Annotated in this window: 22 protein-coding genes; 19 read left to right on the top strand and 3 right to left on the bottom strand. The window is 59.9% G+C overall.

The window, feature by feature from the left end; all coding sequences use genetic code 11:
- Window positions 1–131 precede the first annotated feature (131 nt).
- Window positions 132–590 (top strand): MEKHLA domain-containing protein, encoded by a 459-nt coding sequence (locus tag ACFOTD_RS33550; protein ID WP_378124359.1) that lies wholly within the window; start codon window positions 132–134, stop codon window positions 588–590.
- A 56-nt stretch (window positions 591–646) separates the two neighbouring features.
- Here ACFOTD_RS33550 and ACFOTD_RS33545 read toward each other — a convergent pair whose 3' ends face one another.
- On the bottom strand, window positions 647–1,264 hold the full coding sequence (locus ACFOTD_RS33545) for a C40 family peptidase (protein WP_378124358.1): 618 nt from the start codon (window positions 1,262–1,264) through the stop codon (window positions 647–649).
- Window positions 1,265–1,475: 211 nt separating this feature from the next.
- Between ACFOTD_RS33545 and ACFOTD_RS33540 the strand changes: the two genes are divergently transcribed.
- From ACFOTD_RS33540 to ACFOTD_RS33500, 9 genes are all read left to right on the top strand, one after another.
- Window positions 1,476–1,778 (top strand): hypothetical protein, encoded by a 303-nt coding sequence (locus ACFOTD_RS33540; RefSeq protein ID WP_378124357.1) that lies wholly within the window; start codon window positions 1,476–1,478, stop codon window positions 1,776–1,778.
- A 22-nt stretch (window positions 1,779–1,800) separates the two neighbouring features.
- Entirely contained in the window at window positions 1,801–2,466 is a 666-nt protein-coding gene (locus ACFOTD_RS33535; RefSeq protein ID WP_378124356.1) for a PspA/IM30 family protein, read from the top strand.
- A 3-nt stretch (window positions 2,467–2,469) separates the two neighbouring features.
- Entirely contained in the window at window positions 2,470–2,979 is a 510-nt protein-coding gene (locus ACFOTD_RS33530) for a PspC domain-containing protein (protein ID WP_378124355.1), read from the top strand.
- A 4-nt stretch (window positions 2,980–2,983) separates the two neighbouring features.
- Window positions 2,984–3,679 carry a PspA/IM30 family protein gene (locus ACFOTD_RS33525; protein ID WP_378124354.1) on the top strand — a complete coding sequence of 232 codons (696 nt, stop codon included), beginning with the start codon at window positions 2,984–2,986 and terminating at the stop codon, window positions 3,677–3,679.
- A gap of 163 nt (window positions 3,680–3,842) precedes the next feature.
- Window positions 3,843–4,490 (top strand): cell wall-active antibiotics response protein LiaF, encoded by a 648-nt coding sequence (gene liaF, locus ACFOTD_RS33520; protein WP_378124353.1) that lies wholly within the window; start codon window positions 3,843–3,845, stop codon window positions 4,488–4,490.
- 13 nt (window positions 4,491–4,503) lie between these two features.
- A complete protein-coding gene (locus tag ACFOTD_RS33515) occupies window positions 4,504–5,571 on the top strand; it encodes a sensor histidine kinase (RefSeq protein ID WP_378124352.1) in 1,068 nt (355 codons plus the stop codon).
- Window positions 5,531–6,184: a response regulator gene (locus tag ACFOTD_RS33510; protein ID WP_378124351.1), complete on the top strand. Its 654-nt coding sequence runs from the start codon at window positions 5,531–5,533 to the stop codon at window positions 6,182–6,184. The genes ACFOTD_RS33515 and ACFOTD_RS33510 overlap by 41 nt, the downstream gene beginning before the upstream one ends.
- A 216-nt stretch (window positions 6,185–6,400) precedes the next feature.
- Window positions 6,401–7,873 (top strand): GGDEF domain-containing protein, encoded by a 1,473-nt coding sequence (locus ACFOTD_RS33505; RefSeq protein ID WP_378124350.1) that lies wholly within the window; start codon window positions 6,401–6,403, stop codon window positions 7,871–7,873.
- A gap of 22 nt (window positions 7,874–7,895) precedes the next feature.
- On the top strand, window positions 7,896–9,086 hold the full coding sequence (locus ACFOTD_RS33500; protein WP_378124349.1) for an EAL domain-containing protein: 1,191 nt from the start codon (window positions 7,896–7,898) through the stop codon (window positions 9,084–9,086).
- Between the two features lie 278 nt (window positions 9,087–9,364).
- Here the strand turns inward: ACFOTD_RS33500 and ACFOTD_RS33495 are convergent, their stop codons facing one another.
- A complete protein-coding gene (locus ACFOTD_RS33495) occupies window positions 9,365–9,898 on the bottom strand; it encodes a hypothetical protein (protein WP_378124348.1) in 534 nt (177 codons plus the stop codon).
- Between the two features lie 285 nt (window positions 9,899–10,183).
- On the opposite strand from ACFOTD_RS33495, the gene zwf reads away from it, so the two are divergent.
- From zwf to ACFOTD_RS33455, 8 genes are all read left to right on the top strand, one after another.
- Window positions 10,184–11,737 carry a glucose-6-phosphate dehydrogenase gene (gene zwf / locus ACFOTD_RS33490; RefSeq protein ID WP_378124347.1) on the top strand — a complete coding sequence of 518 codons (1,554 nt, stop codon included), beginning with the start codon at window positions 10,184–10,186 and terminating at the stop codon, window positions 11,735–11,737.
- Window positions 11,738–11,795: 58 nt separating this feature from the next.
- On the top strand, window positions 11,796–12,419 hold the full coding sequence (locus ACFOTD_RS33485) for a cyclase family protein (RefSeq protein WP_378124346.1): 624 nt from the start codon (window positions 11,796–11,798) through the stop codon (window positions 12,417–12,419).
- 683 nt (window positions 12,420–13,102) lie between these two features.
- Window positions 13,103–13,732 (top strand): YhbD family protein, encoded by a 630-nt coding sequence (locus ACFOTD_RS33480; RefSeq protein WP_378124345.1) that lies wholly within the window; start codon window positions 13,103–13,105, stop codon window positions 13,730–13,732.
- Between the two features lie 16 nt (window positions 13,733–13,748).
- Window positions 13,749–14,435 (top strand): hypothetical protein, encoded by a 687-nt coding sequence (locus ACFOTD_RS33475; protein WP_378124344.1) that lies wholly within the window; start codon window positions 13,749–13,751, stop codon window positions 14,433–14,435.
- Window positions 14,428–15,099, top strand: coding sequence for a hypothetical protein (locus ACFOTD_RS33470; RefSeq protein ID WP_378124343.1), 672 nt, complete (start codon window positions 14,428–14,430; stop codon window positions 15,097–15,099). The genes ACFOTD_RS33475 and ACFOTD_RS33470 overlap by 8 nt, the downstream gene beginning before the upstream one ends.
- Window positions 15,100–15,153: 54 nt before the next feature.
- Window positions 15,154–16,689: an MDR family MFS transporter gene (locus ACFOTD_RS33465; protein WP_378124342.1), complete on the top strand. Its 1,536-nt coding sequence runs from the start codon at window positions 15,154–15,156 to the stop codon at window positions 16,687–16,689.
- A 148-nt stretch (window positions 16,690–16,837) separates the two neighbouring features.
- Window positions 16,838–18,370 (top strand): MDR family MFS transporter, encoded by a 1,533-nt coding sequence (locus ACFOTD_RS33460; RefSeq protein ID WP_378124341.1) that lies wholly within the window; start codon window positions 16,838–16,840, stop codon window positions 18,368–18,370.
- A gap of 227 nt (window positions 18,371–18,597) precedes the next feature.
- Complete coding sequence (locus tag ACFOTD_RS33455) at window positions 18,598–20,184, top strand: peptide chain release factor 3 (RefSeq protein ID WP_378124340.1); 1,587 nt, start codon at window positions 18,598–18,600, stop codon at window positions 20,182–20,184.
- Window positions 20,185–20,276: 92 nt separating this feature from the next.
- Here the strand turns inward: ACFOTD_RS33455 and ACFOTD_RS33450 are convergent, their stop codons facing one another.
- A complete protein-coding gene (locus ACFOTD_RS33450; protein WP_378124339.1) occupies window positions 20,277–21,209 on the bottom strand; it encodes an NAD(P)/FAD-dependent oxidoreductase in 933 nt (310 codons plus the stop codon).
- A 184-nt stretch (window positions 21,210–21,393) separates the two neighbouring features.
- Here ACFOTD_RS33450 and ACFOTD_RS33445 point away from each other — a divergent pair, with 184 nt between their 5' ends.
- Window positions 21,394–22,485, top strand: coding sequence for a Gfo/Idh/MocA family protein (locus tag ACFOTD_RS33445; protein ID WP_378124338.1), 1,092 nt, complete (start codon window positions 21,394–21,396; stop codon window positions 22,483–22,485).
- Window positions 22,486–22,790 lie beyond the last annotated feature (305 nt).

Genomic DNA, 22,790 nt, shown 5'->3' with positions numbered 1-22,790 from the left:
TCGGACATTCTATCCGTACCGCCGGCCGTTAGGCCATCGGTAGGGCCAGCCCGGGACTACTTCCTATTGTCCATCTTGACCGCCGGTGAAACGGAAGTACAATGGGGAAATGGGAAAGGGGCGAGGAACGGATGCGCTTAGAGGACGGCGAATGGCTGGAGCGGCACAGCCGGTTGCTCATGGACAGCTACCTGAAATTAACAGGAAAAACGTTGATCGAAACCGAGAAGGAATCGCTTGCGTCAGTTCGATTGCACGAAGCGCCGTTTGCTTTGTTGTCCCACGGAACGGAGGCGGATCCGGTGCTGAACTATGGCAATCGGACTGCGCTGATGCTATGGGAAATGACCTGGCAGTCGTTTACCGCGATGCCTTCCAGGCTGACAGCCGAACCGCTGGAGCAAAGCGTCAGGGAAGCCTTTATGGACAATGTCAGGATAAAGGGGTACTCCGACGGTTACGAGGGCGTCAGAATCTCGGGGAGCGGCAAAAGGTTTCGGATCGAGCAAGCCGTTGTCTGGAATCTCATTGACGATAAGGGTGCGTACCGGGGGCAGGCGGCGATGTTTCCCAGCTGGACCTGGCTATAAAAAAGGCTCTGCCCCGAATGAAGGGGCGGAGCCTCTATCAATAGTAGTGAAAAACCTCAGAGGGCGCTGCCCCCGAACAAAAACCGCTTTTCCCAAGTCGTGCCGTCGATCGTGTCCGTACGAACGCCGCCGCTGTCCTTGGAGTAAGTTTGAAGCATTTTGCCGTCTCCCAGGTATAACGCGACATGCGTAATTTCGGCGTTAGACTTGACCGAATCGCCGTATGCGGAAGCGGACGTGCCGCGATAGGACATGAAGAACATCAAATCTCCCCGCTTCAGCTCGCGCCAATCGCTCGCGACGGCCCCTTTTTTCTTGACGTAATCTCCCTGGCTGCGCGAGTCGGAAGGCAGCTCGATCCCCGCCCCGCGGGAATAGATCCATTTAACGAAGTCCGAGCAATCGAACGTCGCATCGGTACTCCGATCCGAACCGTATTCGTAAGGCGTTCCTATATAACGCATGCCTTCTGCAATTATCTTTTCAACGTCGGATGAGAAAGCGGTTGTACCGTCTACCGATTCATCGGGGGCAGGGCTCGTGCCTTCAAAGGTCCAAGCGGAGCCGATGTCCGTCGCGTCGGCGGCGGAAGCGTAAGCTGCCGGCAGAGCCGTCCATATCGCCGAAGCCGCCAACAGGCTGGCCGTGACGATCGTCAAGCGTTTGCGTAACATCCAAACACCTCCCGTTTATGGTATAGATAACGCTAACATAGACGGAAGGCGAAAGGTACCCGCAAATGTTGGCACCTTAAGACCGTGCCGGCCCCCGACTGCAGTCTAGGGCCAATTCCGTGCGCGGGTCCGTTATCCGAAGGCGTCCGAGCGTTTACAATGAATTTGTGAGGTAAAGCAAACAGGAAACGACGCAAAGGGGTGAGACGAGTTGAAAAAGAACAGTGGTTGGGCAGTGGTACTGATCGCGTTGGGCGTGCTTCTTCTCTTCGGTAAGCTGGGTCACTTGGTCGGATGGATCATCGGTCTTCTCATTCCGATCGCGATCATCGGTCTTGGCGTGATGGCATGGCGCAACGGTTACAGACTGATCGGCATCGTAATCGGCATTATCGGCGGCTTCATGCTGCTGGGCAAGCTGTCGGTCGTGATCTTCTGGGTCGCGGCGATCGGGCTGATCGTGCTGGGAATATCGATGCTGAACGGCAAATCGGGTCGTACCCGCAGATGGTAAGCAAAGGAGGTTATCCATAACAATGAGCGTAGTCAAACGAGTGCGGGACATAACGGTCGCAACGCTGAACGAGAGGCTGGACAACGCGGAGGACCCCGTGAAGCTCATCGATCAGTTCCTCTGGTCGACGCATCAAGAGATCTGCCAGTGCGAGGTGCTGCAGCGGCAATACGCCGCCCATACCGACCAGATGCACAAGCAGTTAAAGGACGCGCAGCTATGGGCGCAGCGCCGCGAGGAACAAGCGCTGACCGCGCTGAAGGCAGGCGAGGAGAACGCCGCGAAGCTGGCGCTCGCCGACAAGGTCGCCCATGAAGAACGGGCGGAGCGCTATCAAGGCTTGTACGAGCAGAGCCGCGGCGAGCTGCTGGAGCTGGAGCAGCTGCTGCAGGAGCTGCGGGACGAATACCGCAGCGTGTACGACCGCAGGCAGTTCTACATCGCCCGGATGGAGTCGTTGAAGCTGCAGCAGAGGCTGAACGCCCGATTCGCGCCCGGTAGCGCCGATCCTTCGCAAATGCTGCGCAAGGTGGACGACCGGCTGACGGATATGGAGCTGGAGACCAAGAGCCTCAGAGATTTGCGGCGCATGGGCCAGGAACTCGTCTACCAGGCCGGCACGGTGGTCTCGCAAGCCGTGGACCGCGAGCTGCAAAATCTGAAGCGCAAGCTGGAACAAGGAGGGTAAACGATGCGCAAGCTGTATAGATCGACCCGCGACCGCAAGCTGTTCGGCGTGTGCGCGGGACTCGCCGACTACCTCGGCGTCGACGCGACGCTGCTGCGAATCCTGCTCGTCATCGTGACCGTCTTCTCCGGTGGCACCGTGCTGTTCGTCTACATCATCGCCGGGTTCATCATTCCCCGCGATTCGGACTTCGGCGGCGGCAGCGCCTTCGGCGGTCCGCATGGCGGCCATGGCGGCTGGGCGCCCCCGCCTCAAAACGGCGGCTGGACGCCTCCGCAACAACGTCCGCCGGCTCCGCCCGCTTCTTCCTGGAACTCCGGCGCCGCTTGGCCCGGTCCAGGTCCTGCCGCACCGGCAGCCAGGCCCGCTCCCCAGACGGCCGCTCCGTCCTCGCAAGCGTCATCGACGCTGGACGCGATGATGGAGGATATCGAGAAGAAGGCGCTCAAGAAGGAAATCGAAGAACTGAAGGCCCGCATCACCAAATTTGAACAACAATCGAAGGGAGAATAATACAATGGGCGTATTTCAAAGAATGAAGGACATGACGAAGGCATCGGTGCACGAGCTGCTGGACAAACTGGAAGACCCGGTTGTAATGCTCAACCAGTATATTCGCGACATGGAAGTGGAAATTCGCGACGCCGAAGTAACGGTAGCGCGTCAGATGGCGGCAGAGCGCCGGCTGAAGCAGCGTCTCGACGAGGCGGTCCGTATCTCCACCGAGCGCATCGGTCAAGCCGAGCAAGCGCTGCTGTCCGGCAACGAAGGCATCGCCCGCAAGCTGCTCGAGGAGAAGGTTTACTATGAAGGTCAGGCTGGCAGCCTGCAAGAACTGCATAGCCAAGCGAGTGCGCAGGTCGCCGAGCTGACCGGCCAGCTGCACGAGATGAAGGAAGAGTTCTACAAGCTGCGCAACAAGCGCAACGAGCTCGCCGCCCGCGCTCAAATGGCCAAGGCGCGCAAGCAGCTGGCGCAATCGAGCCAGACGCACACGATCGAGAGCGGCAACGCTTCCCGCGGCTTCTACCGCATGGAGGAGAAAATCCTGCAGTTGGAAGCCGAAGCCGATGTCGCCCGCCTGCCCGGCGCCCCGTTCGGCGGCGTATCCGTCGCTCCGTCCTCCGTCGATCCCGCCAAGGCGATGAAGGTCGATCAAGAGCTGGCCGCGCTGAAGAGCCGCATCGCGCCTCCGTCCGCATCGGACGAATAAGGAACGTCGACAGGCGGCATTCACGCCGCAGAAAACATGTGGTATGCTAGCAAAGATGCTCGCCGAAGGCCATAACGGACGAACCCGTCCGTTATGGCTTTATCCGCGATAATAAGGCACTTGGCCGCAGCGCAGACGATCCTACGGAGAGGAGGCGGCCGGTATGAAAAACCTGAACTTGTCCAAAAAGTCGCTGGTGCTCATCGCCGCCGGACTCTATCTGGCCGTCGGCGCCATCGCGGGCTTCGCGACAGTCAACGCGGCCATCCTGCTATGGCTCGGCATCGAGCGCTACAGGCAGGATCGCAGCCGGTTGTCGGTCGTTGTCATCGCCGTCAGCGCGATCGTGCTGGTCGTCAACCAGATCGGTCTCGTGCTCGCGATCGGATTGATCCTCGCGGCGATCTATTATTTGCGCGTCAGGCCCTCCCAGGGCGCCGGGTATGTCAGCAGGCCAAGGCTCATTCTGAGCATGAGGCAGGATCGGCCAGGCTGGGTGCTCCGTTCGATGGGCAGCTGGCATCTGTACGGCGAGGTCAGGCTGGACCTGAGCGGCGTCGTGCAGGAGGACAACGAGACGAACGTCGTCTTGCAGGGCATCGTCGGCGATATCGAGATCGTCGTTCCCGAGGACTACGGGGTGCTAGTCGAGGCCAACGTGCTGCTCGGCCAGGTGACGGTCGACGGGCAAGGCGACGGCGGCATGATGAGGCGCATGTCGTGGAGCACCCCAGGCTTCGCGCGTCAGGATCAGCAGATCAAACTGCAATTCAATTACATTGTCGGCAACATTCGTATCCGGCCGATCTGAGGAGGAGCGCATAATGGTCTGGCGTCAAATCGGCGAAGCTGTTCTGTTCTCCCTCGGGATCGGCTTCGTTGTCATTTACTTGCTGGAAAGCCAGGGACTCGCGGCTCCGTTCGAGTCGTGGTCGAACGTCATTACCTTCGGCCTTACCGCAGTCGGCGTCCTCATCGTAGCGGGCGTCGGCTTCGGTCTGTTCAGGAGCCTGCCGACGCGCAGCCGCATCGAGCAGATGCGCCATACGCTGCTGCTGATGGAGCGGGGCAGCCCGGTGCAGCCGCAGCCGAACATGGGCAAGGACGAGATCGGGCTGCTCGCCGAACAGCTCGTTCGCTTCAGCCGCAAGTGGGAGGAGCAGGTCGCCTCGCTGCAGCGCTTGTCGACCAACAATACGGAGCTTGCGGCCAAGGCGCGCATGAGCGCCGTCGTCGAAGAGCGGCAACGGCTCGCGCGCGAGCTGCACGATGCGGTCAGCCAGCAGCTGTTCGCGATCTCGATGACGGCCACGGCCGTCGGACGGACGCTTGACCAGGACTTCGAGCGGGCACGGCGGCAGATCACGCTCATCGAAGAGATGTCCTCGGTCGCGCAGTCCGAGATGCGGGCGCTGCTGCTGCACCTGCGCCCCGTCCATCTGGAGGGCAAGCGGCTGTCGCAAGCGGTGCCGGAGCTGGTGAAGGAGATGCGGGCCAAGGTCGACATCGACATCTCGCTCGATATGGACGAGGACCTGCCGCTGAACAAAGGCATCGAGAACCACCTGTTCCGCATGGTGCAAGAAGCGCTGTCCAACACGCTCCGGCATGCCCGTGCGAACAAGATGGACATCGCCTTACATAGACGGGGAGACACCGTCAGGCTGGCGATTCGGGACGACGGCGTAGGCTTCGATATGCAGGAGAAAAAGCACGCTTCGTACGGGATCGTCAGCATGGAAGAACGGGTGAACGAGCTCGGCGGTTCCCTGAATATCGCCAGCGCGCCGGGCAAGGGCACGCGCATCGAGATCCGGGTGCCGATCATGACGGAAGAGAGAGGGTGGGAAGATGGCGGAGCAACAGCCGATCAAAGTGCTGCTGGTCGATGATCACGAGATGGTGAGAATCGGACTGGCTGCCGTACTGGGGACCGAAGAAGGCATCGAAGTGGTAGGAGAAGCGGGCAACGGGCAAGACGGCTTGCGACTCGCAAAAGCGTACGATCCGGACGTCGTGCTGATGGACCTGGTCATGGAAGGCATGGACGGCATCGAGACCACGCGCCGTCTGCTCGAGCAGCAGCCGGAGTGTCGCGTCATCGTGCTGACGAGCTTCCTTGACGACGAGAAGATGTATCCCGTCATCGAAGCAGGCGCATTCAGCTACTTGCTCAAGACGTCGAGGGCGAGCGAGATCGCGGATGCGATCCGGGCCGCAGCGCGCGGTCAATCGGTGCTCGAATCGCAGGTCGCCTCCAAGATGATGAACCGGTTCAGACGGCCGCCGCAGACCGAGGCGCAGCCGCACGAGGAGCTGACGGAGCGGGAGATGGAAGTGCTGCATCTGATCGCCCAGGGCAAGTCCAACCAGGAGATCGCGGACGAGCTGTTCATCGGCATCAAGACGGTCAAGTACCATTTGACCAATATGTTCAGCAAGCTGGGCGTCGAGGACCGAACCCAAGCGGCAATTTACGCACATCGCAACGGATTGGCCGAGTAGCCTGCCAAGAATGTCGTGTCATCCGAAAATTATACAGCCGCATGAACCGCGCCAATTGCGCTGCATGCGGTTTTTTCATACCCGAATGCGCGCCTTTAGTCGCAAGTTCGACCGTGATCGACAATTTTTTTTATTTTCCGACGGTAAATATTACCTTGCGTTAACGATTCAGGACTACAATAGGTAAGAAGCAGGTTGTCAGTGGAGGCGGCTACCATGAGTAAATGGGTAAAAAGTCTACTGAATCCAGCATGCATCAGGATGATCGTCGGAGGCTCCCGCGAGGGAAACGTCGGCATGCTGGCAGGGCGGCTTGGTCCCGACAGAGCGACCTGGCCGAAGAAAAAGCTAAAGCAATGGATGGAAGGCCGCTCGCAGATTCTGTGGGGCTGGCAGGGCGAACATCTACTGCTGCTCGCCGTACGGCTGCCGGAGGACGAGCGCCGGCGTCATGCCGTCAGGCCCGAGCTTGAAGCTCAGCTTCGCGGCATCGTCTCGGAGGAAGCGGGCGCCGAAGCCGCGATCGGCTTCGGATTTATCCTGCTGCCTCCAAGGGCGCCGGGCCATAGCGGCGAACAGCTGCTCATGGAGGGCATGCTGGAGGCCGGCGCGCGCGCATATAAGGCGTTGGAGGAAGCCAAAGTTCCCGAGTTGTCCGCGAAGCCGGCCAAAGCGACGGCAGATCCCAAATCGGCCGATCCCTGGTCGGAGGGCGAGCAAGGATTGACGGTCGGCCGGCTCGCGGCCGCCATGCCCGCCATGCCGCCGGAAACGCCGGTATCGGCAGCCGCGGAGTGGTTCGAAGAACAGCCGGACAGCCACAGCATCGTCGTGGTGATCGAAGGGCAGCCGCGCGGACTGATCACGCGGGACCGGTTGAACCGGATGCTGGCGTCCAAGTTCGGCATGCCGCTGTATTGGAACCGGACGATCGACAAGATCATGGAGAACGCGCCGCTCGTCGCGGAGGCGGACATGCAGGTGGAAGCCGTCGCCCGCCGGGCCATGGATCGTTCGGACTCGCAGCTGTACGACACGGTGATCGTGACCGAGCAGGGCCGGTACGTGGGCGGCGTCACCGTCAAGGCGCTGCTCGAATCGTTCGCTTCGCTGCAAGCCGAAGCGGCGCGCCGCGTCAATCCGCTGACGGGATTGCCGGGCGGGGACATTATTCGCCGGGAGATCGAAGCCCGCATTAAAATGCGCAAGCCGTTCAGCGTTTATTACGCGGATCTGGATTATTTCAAATGGTTCAACGACAGCTACGGATATAGCGCAGGAGACGATATGATCCGATATACGGCGTCCGTGCTTGACGGCGTCCTGAACCAGGAGGAAGGAACCAATCACTTCCTGGGACATATCGGGGGCGACGACTTTATCTCCATCAGCGACCGCTCCGATCCCGAAGCACGCTGCCGCGCCTTCATCGAGCGGTTCCACGCCGGCGTGGATCCGATGTACGGGACGGCCCGGCCGACGGCTGTGATCGACCGGCATGGCGGCGCCGTCCAGCAGCCCGGCGTTACGCTCTCGATCGCCGTCATCCGTTGGGACGGCTCCGATACTGTCAGCCATGAAGAACTGTCGCGATTGGCCGCGGCATGCAAGAAAAAGGCCAAGGAACTGCCGGGAAGCGCGTACGCCATCAGCGAGGCGATCGCAGCGTCATTCGAAGAACGGGCATAAGACGGCTGGAGGGGGAGACACGATGGCGTTGGGAACGTATCCGGGGCCGGGCATATCCAGGGTTGCGGACAGAGAGGCGGCCCTGTTGTACTTTTATTGGAGCGGCGCTGCGGGGAACGCGGCCTCGCTGATCGAGGCGAGGTGGAAAAAGAGGGCGGAAGAGCTGCTCCTCGAGAGCTTCTCGGAGCCGGCGAGACCGTATGCGGCGAAATGGCTGCATAACGATCTCATGCTCTTTTTCTGCGCGGACAAACAGGAGGAGCCGGGCCGCTTCAGACGCGAGCTGATGTCGTCTGCGAGAGCTTACAAGCAGCGTCTGCTGGAGCCGGCGCTGCGGGAAGAGCTGCCCGGCGCGCCTTTGCCTTCGCTTCACGCAGGCTGCGCGTTCGGCGAGTTCAAGCGAGGAGAGGGGACCGCGCGCAAGCTTCACGAGATGGCGCGGGAAGCGATGCAGAACGGCCAGCACGAGGATGCGCTAGAGGACGCGCTCCGGCTCGGCGAACTGGAACGGCTGCTGGAAAACCAGGCGCTGCGTTCCGTCTATCAGCCGATCGTGGACATCCGCGAGCGCCGTCCGCTCGGATACGAGGCGCTGTCGAGGCCGATGAACACCGACGTTTTTAACGGGCCGCTGCCGTTGTTCGAATTCGCCGAGCGTGCGGGCAAAGATTATGCACTGGACCGCCTCGCCAGAGAGCGGGCCATCTCGGGCAGCGCCGGCCTCGCGAAGGAACAGAAGCTGTTCTTGAACCTGTCCCCCCGCATCATAGACGCGCCGCAATTCGCGCCCTGGAAGACGCTGGCGCTGCTGGAGTCGCATGGTTTGACGCCCGATCAGGTCGTCTTCGAGATCACGGAGCGATCGAGCATCCGGGACTTCGGCTCGGTGCAGCGCGTGCTGGCGCATTACCGGAGCCAAGGGTACAAGATCGCCATAGATGATGTCGGAGCGGGATATTCTTCTTTGCTGTCGATCGTGGAGCTGAGGCCGGATTATATCAAAGTGGACCGTTCGATCGTCAGCGGCCTGCATGCGGATACGTTCAAGGAACACATGCTCGGCACGCTCGTCGAGGCCGCGGATCGGATGGGGATCGCGCTAATCGCCGAAGGCGTGGAGACGCAGCAGGAACTGGACAAATTGATCTCGATGGGCGTCCATTACGCCCAAGGCTATCTGCTCGGCCGGCCGGGACCGATGGCGGGTCCATAGGCTAAGCAGCAGCCGTTCGCCGGAATCGAGCAAGCGAGGAACCGCAGGATCGTATTTCTAGCGGTTTTTTTGCATGCCGCGCGGCATGTTCCTCGAGGTTCTTGCAGCGTTTGAACAATATCCCCTTCGCACAGGAAGGGGCGAAGGGGCAAAGGGGCGAAGGCCGATTGCAGTCAAGCCGCCACGAGCAAGAAACGAACAGGCTGTTAAGCTTCTTAAGAAGCGCAAAAAAAGGAACGTGCAGCATGATCTGCGCCGTCCCTTTTCTCAAATAAAGCTTAAGCCTGTTCGCTGAGCAATAGGCCGGTATCCGGATACAACGATTGCAGCTGCATCTGATCCGTATAGATCGCTTCGCGGAGGGGAATCATCCGCCAAGGGGCTTGCTCGGCCAGCGGCTCGGCGACTCTGCGCCAGCCCATAGGCGAGTAGGCTGCGGTGAGCCGCTCTCCGATACCGGGATCGAGCTGCAGCTCTTCCTCGGCTTGGAGGCTCAGGCTCAGACTCTCGGCCTTGTCCTGGAGCTCGCTCATCGCGGCTTCGGACGGGCTCGCGTACACTTTGTCGACGGCGTAATTGACTTCAATCGCCTGCTTCACCACGGAAGAGGCGGCTTCGGCGGCACGCCTGACGTGAGGAGGCAGCGGGGCCGGCACCGGCGCGCGCCGCGAATCTCCTTCGTCGCGCACGTACCGGTACGTCTCTTCGTCGAGCACCTCTTGAAACGGCAGAAGCGGCGTGACTCTATTAACGGGGGAAACCCGGGCGGAGAGCCGGGCTGAACCGTTCAAGCTATTGAAACGTATGGCCATAATTGCTGACCTCCTCAGTGCGTAGTTTTATTTGGGTGCGTTTACCTGTTTCCCTTAATGTAAAGTTATGCTGAATTACCCTAACGGCATACGCTTGAAACACCGGTCTGGCCAGTTGTAAAAAACCTCCAAAAGAATAGCTTAGAGAAGTCAATTATGATAAACTACTGAGCATGAGTACGGGGCAAATTTGGGCATTAAAGCGATGCAGTCCGAGAGAAGCTTCGGCGGCTCAGCCGAGGCTCGGACCAACGCTATCCTACCGCATTGAGAGTTGACGAACACATGACGGATCAATTGATCGACAACGTAACCGCGGAAGGCGCGGTTTACTTTATCTTTGGCGCGACGGGCGACCTCGCCCGCCGCAAGCTGTTCCCGGCTTTGTACAGCCTCTACCGCGAAGGCAAGCTTGGCGACAAATTCGCCATCGTCGGTCTCGCGCGGCGTCCGCGCACGGACGAGCAGTTCCGGCAGGACGTCCTGGAATCGATCAAGGAATTTTGCCGGTACAAGATCGGAGACGACAAGGACTGGCAGGATTTCGCGGAGCGCTTTACCTACCACTCCCTCGACATCGGCAACGTGGACGGCTTCCGCGAGCTGAAGGCGTCGACGGAGGCGCTCGAAGCGCGTTACTCCATCGCCGGCAACCGCCTTTTCTATCTGGCGCTGGCGCCTGAACTGTTCGGCACCGTATCCCGCAACCTTCGGGACGGCGGCATGCTCGAGAGCGAAGGCTGGCATCGACTGGTCATCGAAAAGCCGTTCGGCTACGACTACCCGTCCGCGTCCAAGCTGAACGAGGAGATCCGCCACGTTTTCCGCGAGGATGAAGTTTTCCGCATCGACCATTACCTGGGCAAGGAAATGGTGCAAAATATCGAGGTCATTCGCTTCGCCAACGCCTTTTTCGAACCGCTCTGGAACAAGCAGCATATCGCGAACGTCCAGATCACGCTGTCCGAGACGGTCGGCGTCGAAGAACGCGGAGCCTATTACAACAAGTCCGGCGCGCTTCGAGACATGGTGCAGAACCATATGCTGCAGATGCTGACGATGATCGCGATGGAGCCGCCGAGCCACCTCGACCCGGAAGCAATCCGCGACGAGAAGGTCAAGGTGCTGCGCTCCCTGCGCAACTTCAAGTCCGGCGACGAGGTACGCGAGCGCGTCATCCGCGGTCAATACACGTCCGGCGAACTGAGAGGCCAGGCGCTCAAGGGCTACCGCGAGGAAGATTCGGTGCCTGCGGATTCGTCGACCGAGACGTTTTTCGCGGCCCGGTTGTTCGTGGACAACTTCCGTTGGTCCGGCGTGCCGTTCTACGTACGGACAGGCAAGCGGCTGCCGGTCAAGTCGACCGAGATCGTCGTCGAGTTCAAGAACGTGCCGGGCAACCTGCTGTTCGCGAGCCGTCAGCAGCTTCAGCCGAACCTGCTGGTCATTCGCGTCAATCCGATGGAGGGTATCTACATCCGGATCAACGCGAAGAAGCCGGGCAACGAGATGACCGTACAGCCCGTAGCGATGGAATTCTGTCAGAGCTGCCAGGTCGGCATCAATACGCCCGAAGCTTACGAGCGTTTGCTTTTCGACGCGGCGCGCGGCGATTCGACTTACTTCACGCGTTGGGACGAGCTTGCGGCAGCCTGGCAGCTGGTCGATCCGATCGCAGCCGCCTGGCAGGAGCATGCCGCGGATCTTGCTCACTACTCCGCAGGCGCTTGGGGCCCGCAGCAGGCGCACAAGCTGCTGCATCAGGACGGCTTCCATTGGTGGCCGGTGAACGGGCAGGACGAGGACAACGTCATTTGGGTCAGCAATTCCGGCAAGTAAAGTTATAAATGGCTGCCCGCCTGCGCGGGCAGCCTTTATTCGGAGGAGGAGACGACGGATGCCGCGTATATACGACATCAGCATGACGATCGAAGAAGGCATGCAGGTATGGAAAAATTATGAGGCCAAAAAGCCGAGTATCACGAACGTCCAAAATCATGATCAGGGGAAGCCGCACGAAAGTTTGCTGACGATGAATGTTCATACGGGCACGCATGTGGATGCGCCTCTTCATATGCTGGCTGGCGGCGCTACGATCGAGACGATCCCGCTGGAGCAGCTGGTCGGTCCGGCGCGCGTGCTGGACCTGACGCACGTCAAGGATTCGATTACGAAGGACGATCTCGTGCCCTTCAACATCCAGAAGGGCGAGCGTTTGCTTTTTAAGACAAGCAGCTCGTTCAGCGAGGAGTTTCTGATGGACTTCGTCTTCCTGCGCGAAGACGGGGCGCGCTATCTGGCCGAGATCGGCATCGCGGTCGCGGCCACGGACGCGCTTGGCATCGAGCGGGCGCAGGCGGAGTATCCGACGCACCGTACGCTGATGCGCGCAGGCGTCGTCATCGTCGAAGGCGTGCGACTGAAGGACGTTGCGCCGGGCTCCTACTGGCTCGCCATCGCGCCGCTCAAGATGACCGGCATCGATGCGGCGCCGGCCCGGGCGCTGTTGATCGGCGACTAACGGAATGGTTTGGCACAATCGGGGCGCTGAGCGTCCCGATTTTTTTATGCTGCAGAAATGGGCGGCTGGACATGCGATGGACATGCGATGGTTTGCGGACATACGGTACGTTATTTTAGCAGAAAACGATGGTGCGGAGCTGCGAATGGACAGGAGAGCCGTTATTCGAAGTAATAGAGGTCCAGAAGGCTGTAATTGGATGAAATAGCGGACTCTGAGTCCGAAACTTCGCGGAATAAGCTTAAATACAAAATATAAGGGATTCTGAGTCCGCGCCGCTGCGGGACCACGTTGCCGGGTCATACTGCTGGACCCACACTGCCGGGCCACGTGCCAGACCATGTTGATACATCACCGATGATGGATCACTCGCATAGCGTATCGCTCCAAACGCCCATCCCAACGCCGCGCTTCTTTTTTGTAAACCTCAAGCTTTCCGAAACTTGGATTTCGATTCCGACTTCGACTTCGTTTCCGACGCCGTCTCACCGCCCCTCCGCCGGGCTTCTCGAAGACCTCCGCTCGGTCTCCAGACCGAGGGCGCTAAGCTACTGCAGACGGAAGCGATTTTCCATCGCCCGGATTACAATTAAATTCGCAGCGTGCTCATGCTCGGACTCACGTTCATTTGCTCGTTTACAACGTAACAGTGTTATGTTACATTGTTTTTAGAGGTGAGAAACATGGAGCGCGAATTGATTTCTAAAAAAGACCTGCTGGAGCTTATGGGCATCTCTTACGGCCAGCTTTACCGCTGGAAGCGCAAGCAGCTGATCCCCGAGGAGTGGTTTATCCGCAAGTCCACGTTTACGGGGCAAGAGACCTTTTTTCCTAAGGATATGATATTGGCCAGAATCGACCGGATTATGAACATGAAGGAAGATTTATCGCTGGATGAGTTGGCCGGCAAGCTGTCTCCTTTGCAAACCGAGCTTACATTGTCCAAGCGTGAATTAATAGAACGTAACATTGTTTCGGCGATGTCGATCGACAGGCATAGCACGTCGGCGCAACTGAACGATCAGGAAGCCTATACGTTTGCGCAGCTATTGTATTTGTTCGTAACGGATCAGCTGCTGTCGGCGGGAGAGATCAGCCTTGTCGAGAGCGACTTGTCGATGGAGACACTGCGCGAATACTTTCCCCGCTACGAAGGCAAGCCTTGCGAGCTGCTGTTTATGCGGAAGATGGGCGTAACGATGTTTGCGCTCGCCTTGGCGCCGTCTGCGCTGTACTTCGATGCCGGCGTCAAGATCGTTGCCAGACTGCAATTGGCGGAGATCGCGGAGCAGTTGAGGAGCAAGCTGAACTGATGAGAGGATGATAACGATGGCCAGCGAGATGATCGGCGATTTGAAAATGGACGGCATCGGTACGGCTGCTGGCGGCGTCTACAAAAAGGTAGAGCTGAACGGCGTCTGCAAGGTGGCCAGCGATATCGAAGCGCAGCTCTTCGACGCTGACGGCCGAATCCGCGTTGGCGGACAATTGACGGCTGCCGAGCTTGATCTCGACGGCACGCTGGATGTTGCAGGGGATGCCCGAGTCGGCAAGGCCGCCATTGACGGCGTCATTACGGTAGAAGGCGCGTATGCGGGGCAACTGCTGCGTTTGAACGGCATGCTGACCGTCGGCGGGGATTGCGAGACGGATGCGCTCGAAGGAGAGGGCGCCTTCAAGATCGGCGGGCTGCTGAATGCGGGCACGATCGATCTGAGGCTGCAAGGCAGAGGCACCGCGAAGGAGATCGGCGGCGAGTCGATCCGCATCGGCAAAGGACGGACCGGCGCCTGGCAATCGCTGTGGCAGCGGATGCTGCCGAGCTTCGCTCAGGAGCTGTTGGCCGACTTGATTGAAGGCGATCGGATCGAGCTGGATCACGCGACGGTTAAAGTCGTGCGGGGGGACAGGGTGACGATCGGCGAAGGCTGCGTCATCGATCGCGTGGAATACCGGACCGAGCTTCGCAAGCACCCGTCGGCCCGAATTGGCGAGGAGGCGAAAGTTAATGGCTAATCAAAATCGGCCCGCTCTGAAGATGGTAGGAACCAGCTCCTCGAACGGGGGCGTCTTCGGTCAAGTGAAGATTACGGGAGAGTGCGAATTTCGCGGAGACCTGGACTGCAGCAAGCTGACGTGCACGGGCGAAGTTGACGTACGCGGAGGGCTGAAGGCGGACGCGGTCAAGCTTACCGGCACTTGCGGCGTGGAGGGCAGCCTTGCGAGCGGAGAAATCGGGGGCACGGGCGAGGTTAGAGTGAACGGCAACCTGCGAAGCGAAAAAATGAAGCTCTACGGCCAGCTCGCCGTCGAGGGCGACGTAGAGCTCGGCGAAGCCTTGCTGCGCGGCGCCATTGTCTGCGGCGGTCTGCTCAGCGCAGAGCGGCTGGAGCTCGGGTTATACGGCCCCAGCTCCGTGGGCGAGCTTGGGGGCGGCAAGCTCAGCGTCCGGCGGAGCCGGATGAGCGCGCTCAAAAATTGGGTATCGCCTTCGGGAGCCGCCTCGCTAAAGGCAGGTACGATCGAAGGCGACCAGGTCGAGCTGCAGCATACGGAAGCCGATGTCGTCAGGGGCGGAGACGTCGTCATCGGTCCGGGCTGCGTGATCGGGCGCGTCGAATACCGGCGGGAGCTGCGCGTAGACTCGCGGGCCAAGGTCGGTGAGCGCGTGCGCGTTTAATCTATATGCAACTTTTTACAGTTCGAAATTCAATTCCCTTCAGGAGGTTTAATTATGAGCGCTTCGCAAGGCAATAAGCTGGGCATCGTTCTCGCCGGACTGATGCTCGGCATCTTCGTGGCGGCCATCGACAATACCATCGTCGGTACCGCCATGGCCACGATCGTCTCCGAGCTCGGCGATTACGACAAGATCGTCTGGGTCACTTCGGCTTACCTCGTCACGGAAATGGCGGGCATGCCGATCTTCGGCAAGCTGTCCGACATGTACGGACGCAAGCGGTTTTTCATTTTCGGCATGATCATGTTCCTGCTAGGCTCTGTTCTGTGCGGAACGGCAACGAGCATCACCGAGCTGTCGATCTATCGGGCTATTCAAGGCATCGGGGGCGGCGCGCTCGTGCCGATCGCGTTCACGATTTTGTTCGATGTCATTCCGGTCGAAAAGAGGGGCGGCATGTCGGGCATCTTCGGCGCCGTATTCGGCACCTCGAGTCTCGCCGGACCGCTGCTGGGCGCCTATATTACCGACCATGTCCACTGGCGCTGGATTTTTTACATCAATCTCCCTCTGGGGCTCATCGCGCTGGCGCTGATCGTATTCGGCTACAAGGAATCCCGCGCTCATATGAAACAACGCATCGACTGGTGGGGCGCCTCCACGCTCGTCGGGGCGGTCGTCAGCCTTATGTTCGCGCTGGAGCTGGGCGGGGGCACGTATGCGTGGGATTCGGCGCAGATCGTCTCGCTGTTCGCCGCGGCGTTCGTCCTGTTCGCGGTGTTCTTGTATGCAGAGACCAAGGCGGCGGATCCGATCATCTCCTACTCCATGTTCCGGCAGCGGCTGTTCGCTTCGAGCACAGTGGCCGGCTTATTCTACGGCGCGGCGTTCATCACGTTTGCGATGTATATCCCGATCTTCGTACAAGGCGTGAACGGCGGCTCCGCGACAAATTCGGGCCTCATCCTGCTGCCACTCACACTCGGATCAGTCGTCTCTTCCCAGATAGGCGCATTTCTCGCGATGAAGACGTCTTATCGAAATGTCATGATCTTGTCCGCCGTTATCCTCGTAATCGGGGCGGCGCTGCTGTCGACGATTACGCCCGACACGCCCAGGGCGACGCTGGTCTGGTACATGATCGTCACGGGTGTCGGCGTCGGCTTCTCGTTTTCGGTGCTCGGCATGGCCAGCATGCACGGCTTCGGAGCGAACCAGCGCGGCTCGGCGAGCTCGACGATGTCGTTCGTGCGTTCGCTCGGCATGACGGTCGGCCTTACCGTGTTCGGCATCATGCAGCGCAACTCGCTCGGGGACAAGATGAAGGAAGCGTTCGCCGGCACGGACAATGCGCAGGGCGCGGCGCTTGGCGACATCCGCCAATCGCTGACGCCGGAAAACCGCGCCAACATTCCGGCGGATACGCTGCATAAGATCGTAGAGGCGCTGTCGTCCTCGATTTCGCACATGTTCCTTTGGTCGCTCCTACCTGCGGGGCTCGCGCTCGCCACCGTCTTTTTCATGGGCCGTTCGAAGCTTGAGATTCCCGCAAAAGGAGAAAAGCCGGAAATGGCCGCGGGCGGGCAATGAAGAGCAGTTCGAAGGTGCGGCATATTGGGCAGGACGCCGGCCGCGCATTTCATATTGAGTTCACAAAGCGGTCGTAAGATGGCGACAGTTCAAAGCGCGGATGTGCCGTTGAAGGCGGCTCCGCCGATTTAAAGGGGTGTAAACGCAAATGGCTATGGCTCCACTCGCGCAAGCCGCGATCGGACGCAAAAACAACAAAGCGCTCGTGCTGACGGGACTGATGCTCGGCCTGATATTCGCGGAGCTCGACGAGACGATCGTCTCCACGGCGATGCCGACGATTATCCGGGATTTGCACGGGCTGCCGCTGATGGGCTGGGTGGCCGGCATCTACATGCTGTCCATGACGCTGTTCATGCCGATTCTCGGCAAGCTGGCCGATCTCTACGGCCGCAAACGCGTCTATCTCGCGTGTATCGGCTTGTTCATCGCAGGCTCGTTCGTCTGCGGCCTCGCGCAATCGATGCCGATGCTGCTCGTCGGACGGGGCATACAAGGGATCGGCGCAGGCGGCCTGATGCCGCTCGCGATGGTCATTTTAGGCGATACGTACGAGCTCGAGCAGCGCGCCAAGCTGCAGGCGCTGTTCGGACCGCTGATGATCCTCCCGCAGCTGCTCGGACCGACGATCAGCGGCGAGCTCATCTCGCATGTCAACTGGCATTGGATTTTCCTGATCAATCTGCCGTTCGGCATATTGACCGCGGCCGTCATGTGGATCGGTATGGTGGAAAAGAGAGGCGAAGAAAAGAAGAAGATCGACTGGATCGGCGCCGCGACGCTGATGCTCGCGCTGCTGTCCCTGTTGCTCGCGCCGGTGCTTATCGAGACGCAAGGGCTGTCGTGGAGCTCGCCGCTGATTATCGGTATGCTCGTCCTGTTCGTCGTCTTGACGGCGCTGCTCATCTGGATCGAACGGCGCGTGGAAGAACCGATTATTCCGCTTCACCTGTTCCGCAACCGCAACGTCGTCGTGCTTTCGAGCCTCGTATTCATCCTGATGCTCGGCGTCATGGGCACGTTCGCCAACTTCCCGTTTTTCGCTCAAAACGTCATGGGCTTGTCGCCGCGGGCTTCGGGGTATTTGAACCTGGCGTTCATGGGCGGCGCCATCCCGTTCAGCATCCTCGTGGGCTTCCTCATCACGCGGGTCGCCTACCGCACGATTTTTATTCTTTCGTTTACGCTGCCGATCGTGGCGCTTATCCTGATGCTGCAATTCGGCATCGACGTCTCCGTGATGTACGTTGTCGTCGCCTTCGTCATCATGGGCGTGGGGCTTGGCGCGCTCTTCGGCGGAGACAATCTGATCGTCCAGGAATCGGTGAGCAAGGAAGAGAGCGGGATCGCGCTGTCGACCGTGCAGCTCTTCCAGTCGATCGGGGCGTCGATCGGGCTCAGCGTGTTCGGCTCGCTGCTGGCCGGCGACATCAAGAAAGGCATCGAGGATATCTCGGATCAGTTGCCGGCGGGTACCGCGAGCGAGATTCAGACGGGCGGCATCCCGAAGGGACTCGCGCCGGATCTGCTCGAGCACGTGAAGACCGCGTTCTCCGGCGCTTATCACAATCTGTACGTGATCTCGATCGTCTTCGTCTGCATCGCCTTCGTGCTCTGCTGGTTCTTGAAGAAGGAAGTGCTGCAGAAGCGGGAGGATGGAGACGCGCCGCTAGCGCACTGAGCCGTCGTTGATGGCTGCAGGCAAGCCAAAGAAGGAGCCGTACGGTACGAAAGGTGCCGTGCGGCCTTTTCGCGTTTTGCGGATGGAAGCGTCGCTACCGACTTCGCACGAAATTGCGTTAATTCATGCCCGAGTCTGATCGCTGCGCCGCAGGTTCACCTCCCTGGCCGGGCACAATATGCTATAATGTAGTTTGCCATATTGTCCAAGAGAGGAATCCGTGATTCATGAGCAAAGCGATCCGCGACGAACTTAAGCAGGAAGTGGCGAAGCGCCGCACCTTCGCGATAATATCCCACCCCGATGCGGGCAAAACGACGTTGACCGAGAAGCTGCTGCTGTACGGAGGCGCGATCCATGTCGCCGGCTCGGTCAAGGCGCGCAAGGCCGCCCGCCACGCGACCAGCGACTGGATGGAGATCGAGAAGCAGCGGGGGATCTCCGTAACTTCGTCGGTCATGCAATTCCAGTATGCCGGCAAAAACGTGAATATCCTGGATACCCCGGGTCACCAGGACTTCAGCGAAGACACGTACCGCACGCTGACCGCCGCCGACAGCGCGGTCATGCTGATCGACGTCGCCAAGGGCGTCGAGGCGCAGACGATCAAGCTGTTCCAGGTATGCCGCAAGCGGGGCATTCCGATCTTCACCTTCATTAACAAGCTCGACCGCGAAGGGCAGAATCCGTTTGAGCTGCTCGAAGAGATCGAGCGCGTGCTCGGCATCCGCTCGGTGCCGATGAACTGGCCGATCGGCATGGGCCGCGAGCTGTGCGGCGTCTACGATCGCATGAAGAAGCAGGTCGAGCTGTTCCAGGGCAACGACCACTCGACGATCGAAGTTCGTCCGGCCGCCGGCTACGACGATCCGGCGATTCGCGAGATGGCGGGCGAATATCTCGCCGACCAGCTGGCGCAGGATCTCGAGCTGCTTGACGTCGCAGGCGATCCCTTCGACTACGAGAAGGTGCGCGCCGGCGAGCTGACGCCGGTCTTCTTCGGCAGCGCCGTCAACAACTTCGGCGTGCAGACGTTCCTCGAGAATTTCCTGCAGCTGGCCCCGGCGCCGACGTCGCGCCGTACGACGGAAGGCGAGGTGGAACCGGACGACGAGAAGTTCTCCGGCTACATCTTCAAGATCCAGGCGAACATGAACCCCGCTCACCGCGACCGGATCGCTTTCCTGCGCATCTGCTCCGGCAAGTTCGAGCGCGGCATGTCGGTCAAGCACGTGCGCGCGGGCAAGGACATCAAGCTGGCCCAGCCGCAGCAGTTCCTCGCGCAGGACCGCGACATCGTCGATACCGCCTATCCGGGCGACATCATCGGTTTGTTCGATCCGGGCATTTTCCGCATCGGCGACAGCCTCGCTCAAGGTTCGAACCTGACGTTCGACGAGCTGCCGACGTTCTCGCCCGAGATCTTCGCCAAGGTATCGGTCAAAAACGCGCTGAAGCAGAAGCAATATCTCAAAGGTCTCGATCAGCTGACCGAAGAGGGCATGGTGCAGGTGTTCCGCTCGATCGGCCCGTTCGAGGATACGTATCTCGGCGTCGTGGGACAGCTTCAATTCGACGTTTTCGAGTACCGCATGAAAAACGAGTACGGCGTCGACATCCAACTCGCGCGCACGCAGTTCCAGTTCGCCCGCTGGATCGTCGCCGACAAGCTCGACGCATCCAAGTTCCGCATCAACTCGACGCTCGTCAAGGACAAGAACGACAACAACGTCGCGCTGTTCGAGAACGAGTACGCGATGCGTACCGCCGTGGAACGGATGCCCGACGTGCAGTTTCTGGAGACGGCGCCTTAAGCGGCGTGCGATATTGCGAATCACAAAGCCCCGACCGATGATGGCCGGGGCTTTTGCTATTGGTCGTTATTAGTAGAGGCGCCGACCTGCGGTCAGGACCGCATCGCCCGGCCGCGCGCTTCCCAGGCTTCCGCCAGCAGCTCGGCGTTGATGCCGGCGCCGGCCATCGCGCCCATAGCGGCGGCTTGAATGAGTTGATTGAGCTCGGTAGCGATATCGCCGGCCACGAATACCCCGGGTACGCTCGACTTGCCCAAAACATCAGTCGCCGCGATGCTGCCGGTCGGCGTCAGCTCGCAGCCCAGCGCTCTGGGCAGGTCCGAGCCGGGCACGAGCGTCGGCGCGAAAAAGATGCCGGTGCAAGCAACGGCTGCGCCTTCTTCAAGCTCGACCTTACTGACCAAGCCGTCTTCGGAGACGATCCGGCGGATCCGCGCGTCGAACAACGGAATGCCGCGGACGCGGAGTTCTTCGCGCTGCGCGTCCGTCAGCTCATCGGGGCCGTCGGTGCACAATGTGATGCGCTCGGACCAGCCGAGGATCGTCTTGGCGAAATGAAACGCGCGCTCGCCTTTGGCGATGACGGCAAGCCGTCGGTCGCGCAGCTCCCAGCCGTCGCAATAAGGGCAGACGAACGCGCTCTTCCCGTATACGTCGGTCAGTCCCTCGATCTCAGGCAAACGATCCTTTTTGCCGACGGCGAGCAGCAGCTTTTTCGCCCGGTAGATATCGCCTCCCTTGGCGGAAACCTTGAAATCTCCATCCGCTCCCGCGATATCGACGGCAATGTCCGCGCTGAAGCGGACGGAGGGATAGGCGCGGATCTGCTCGACTGCGATGCGTCTGAATTCGTCCGGCTTGATTCCGTCGCGCGTCAAAAAGCCGTGCGACTCGTGCGTGACCCGGTTGCGAGGAAGCCCTTCGTCGATCAGAATTACGTTTTTCCGGGCTCTCCCTAATACGAGTGCCGCGTTTAAGCCCGCCGGCCCGCCTCCGATGATAGCGGCATCAAACAACGTTTCCATGTGCATGCTCCCTTTGGTGATATTGTAGACTCTTTATATCCATGATTATAAGGGGGGAAGCGCGCTTTAGCAATCGATTTTTGGGCCAGGCCCAAAATCGAACAAGAAACGGACAACAATGCGTGGGTGACAAGCGTTATAATGGAAGCGATTAACCTAATCGCGAAGGAGTATGATGATAAACGTGAGCAATAATCGGATCGGCCTGATCGGCTGCGGCAATATCAGCGCTATTTACTTGAAAAATCTTACGGCCTCGTCCGACGTGCAAGTCGTGGCATGCGCGGACATCGACGTCGAGCGCGCGCGCTCGCGCGCGCAGGAGTTCGGCGTGCCGAAAGCATATACCGTCGAGGAGCTGCTCGCGGACCCCGAGATCGACATCGTCGTCAATCTGACTATCCCGGCCTCGCACGCGGAGATTAGCCGCCGCGCGCTCGAAGCGGGCAAGCACGTCTACCTGGAAAAGCCGCTGGCCGTCGAGCTTCAGGACGGACGCGACGTCGTCGAGCTGGCCGAGTCCAAGGGGCTGCGCATCGCCTGCGCGCCGGAGACCTTCCTGGGCGGCGGCATCCAGACCTGCCGCAAGCTGATCGACGAGGGCGCGATCGGCCGTCCGATCGCGGCGACGGGCTTCATGATGGGCGGCGGCCCGGAAGCCTGGCATCCGGATCCTGTATTCTTCTATCAAAAGGGCGGCGGCCCGCTGTTCGACATGGGGCCTTATTATTTGACCGCCTTTATCTTCCTGCTCGGCGGTATCCGCCGCGTCACCGCTTCGGCCGCGATCTCGTTGCCTGAGCGCGTCATCGGCAGCGGATCCAAAAAGGGCGAGCACATCCCGGTCGAGACGCCGACGCATATCGCAGGCGTTCTGGACTTCGCATCGGGCGCGGTCGGCACGCTGATCACGAGCTTCGACGTGGCGGCCGGCACGAATCTGACCAACATGATCGAGATTCACGGCACAGAAGGCACGCTGCGCGTACCGGATCCGAATACGTTCGGCGGCCCGGTCAAGCTTCGCAAGCCTGGCGGCGACTACGAGGACGTGTCGCTCGCATTCGGCTACGACGACAACATGCGCGGCATCGGCGTCATCGATATGGCGCGCGCGATCGCGGAGGATCGTCCGCACCGTGCATCCGGCAGATTGGCGCTGCACGTGCTTGAGACGATGAACGGACTGCTCCAGGCATCCGCCGAAGACCGTCATATCGCGCTTGAGCCGCTGGCGGAGCGCCCGGCGATCATGCCGGAGGGCGGCTTCGAGTAAGGACGGTTCGTTAACTTATAGGTCATGCAGAAGCCCGGACGGCTTGATAGGGATTCCGTCCGGGCTTTTTTTGCTATATCAGAAAGTATAAATTTGTCGTCATTTCGTGACAGGTAAGCGCAATTTCGGCATTCCGGCGCTTTTCGATGTTTTGCGGGTTGAAAAAGCTGCATCCGTAGATGACGTATAGTAGTTTGTGTACCATGTTTTGGAGCCTAGTCAGGCAACAAAAAAGTAGGGTATCCTCGGGACTGCGATATCACCAAGGAGGAACCCTACTCGATGAGTACTATACCCGAAAACCT

This window comes from Cohnella sp. GCM10012308 (assembly GCF_042649185.1).
Lineage (GTDB): Bacteria > Bacillota > Bacilli > Paenibacillales > Paenibacillaceae > Cohnella.
This window is presented reverse-complemented; position numbering and strand designations above follow the sequence as displayed.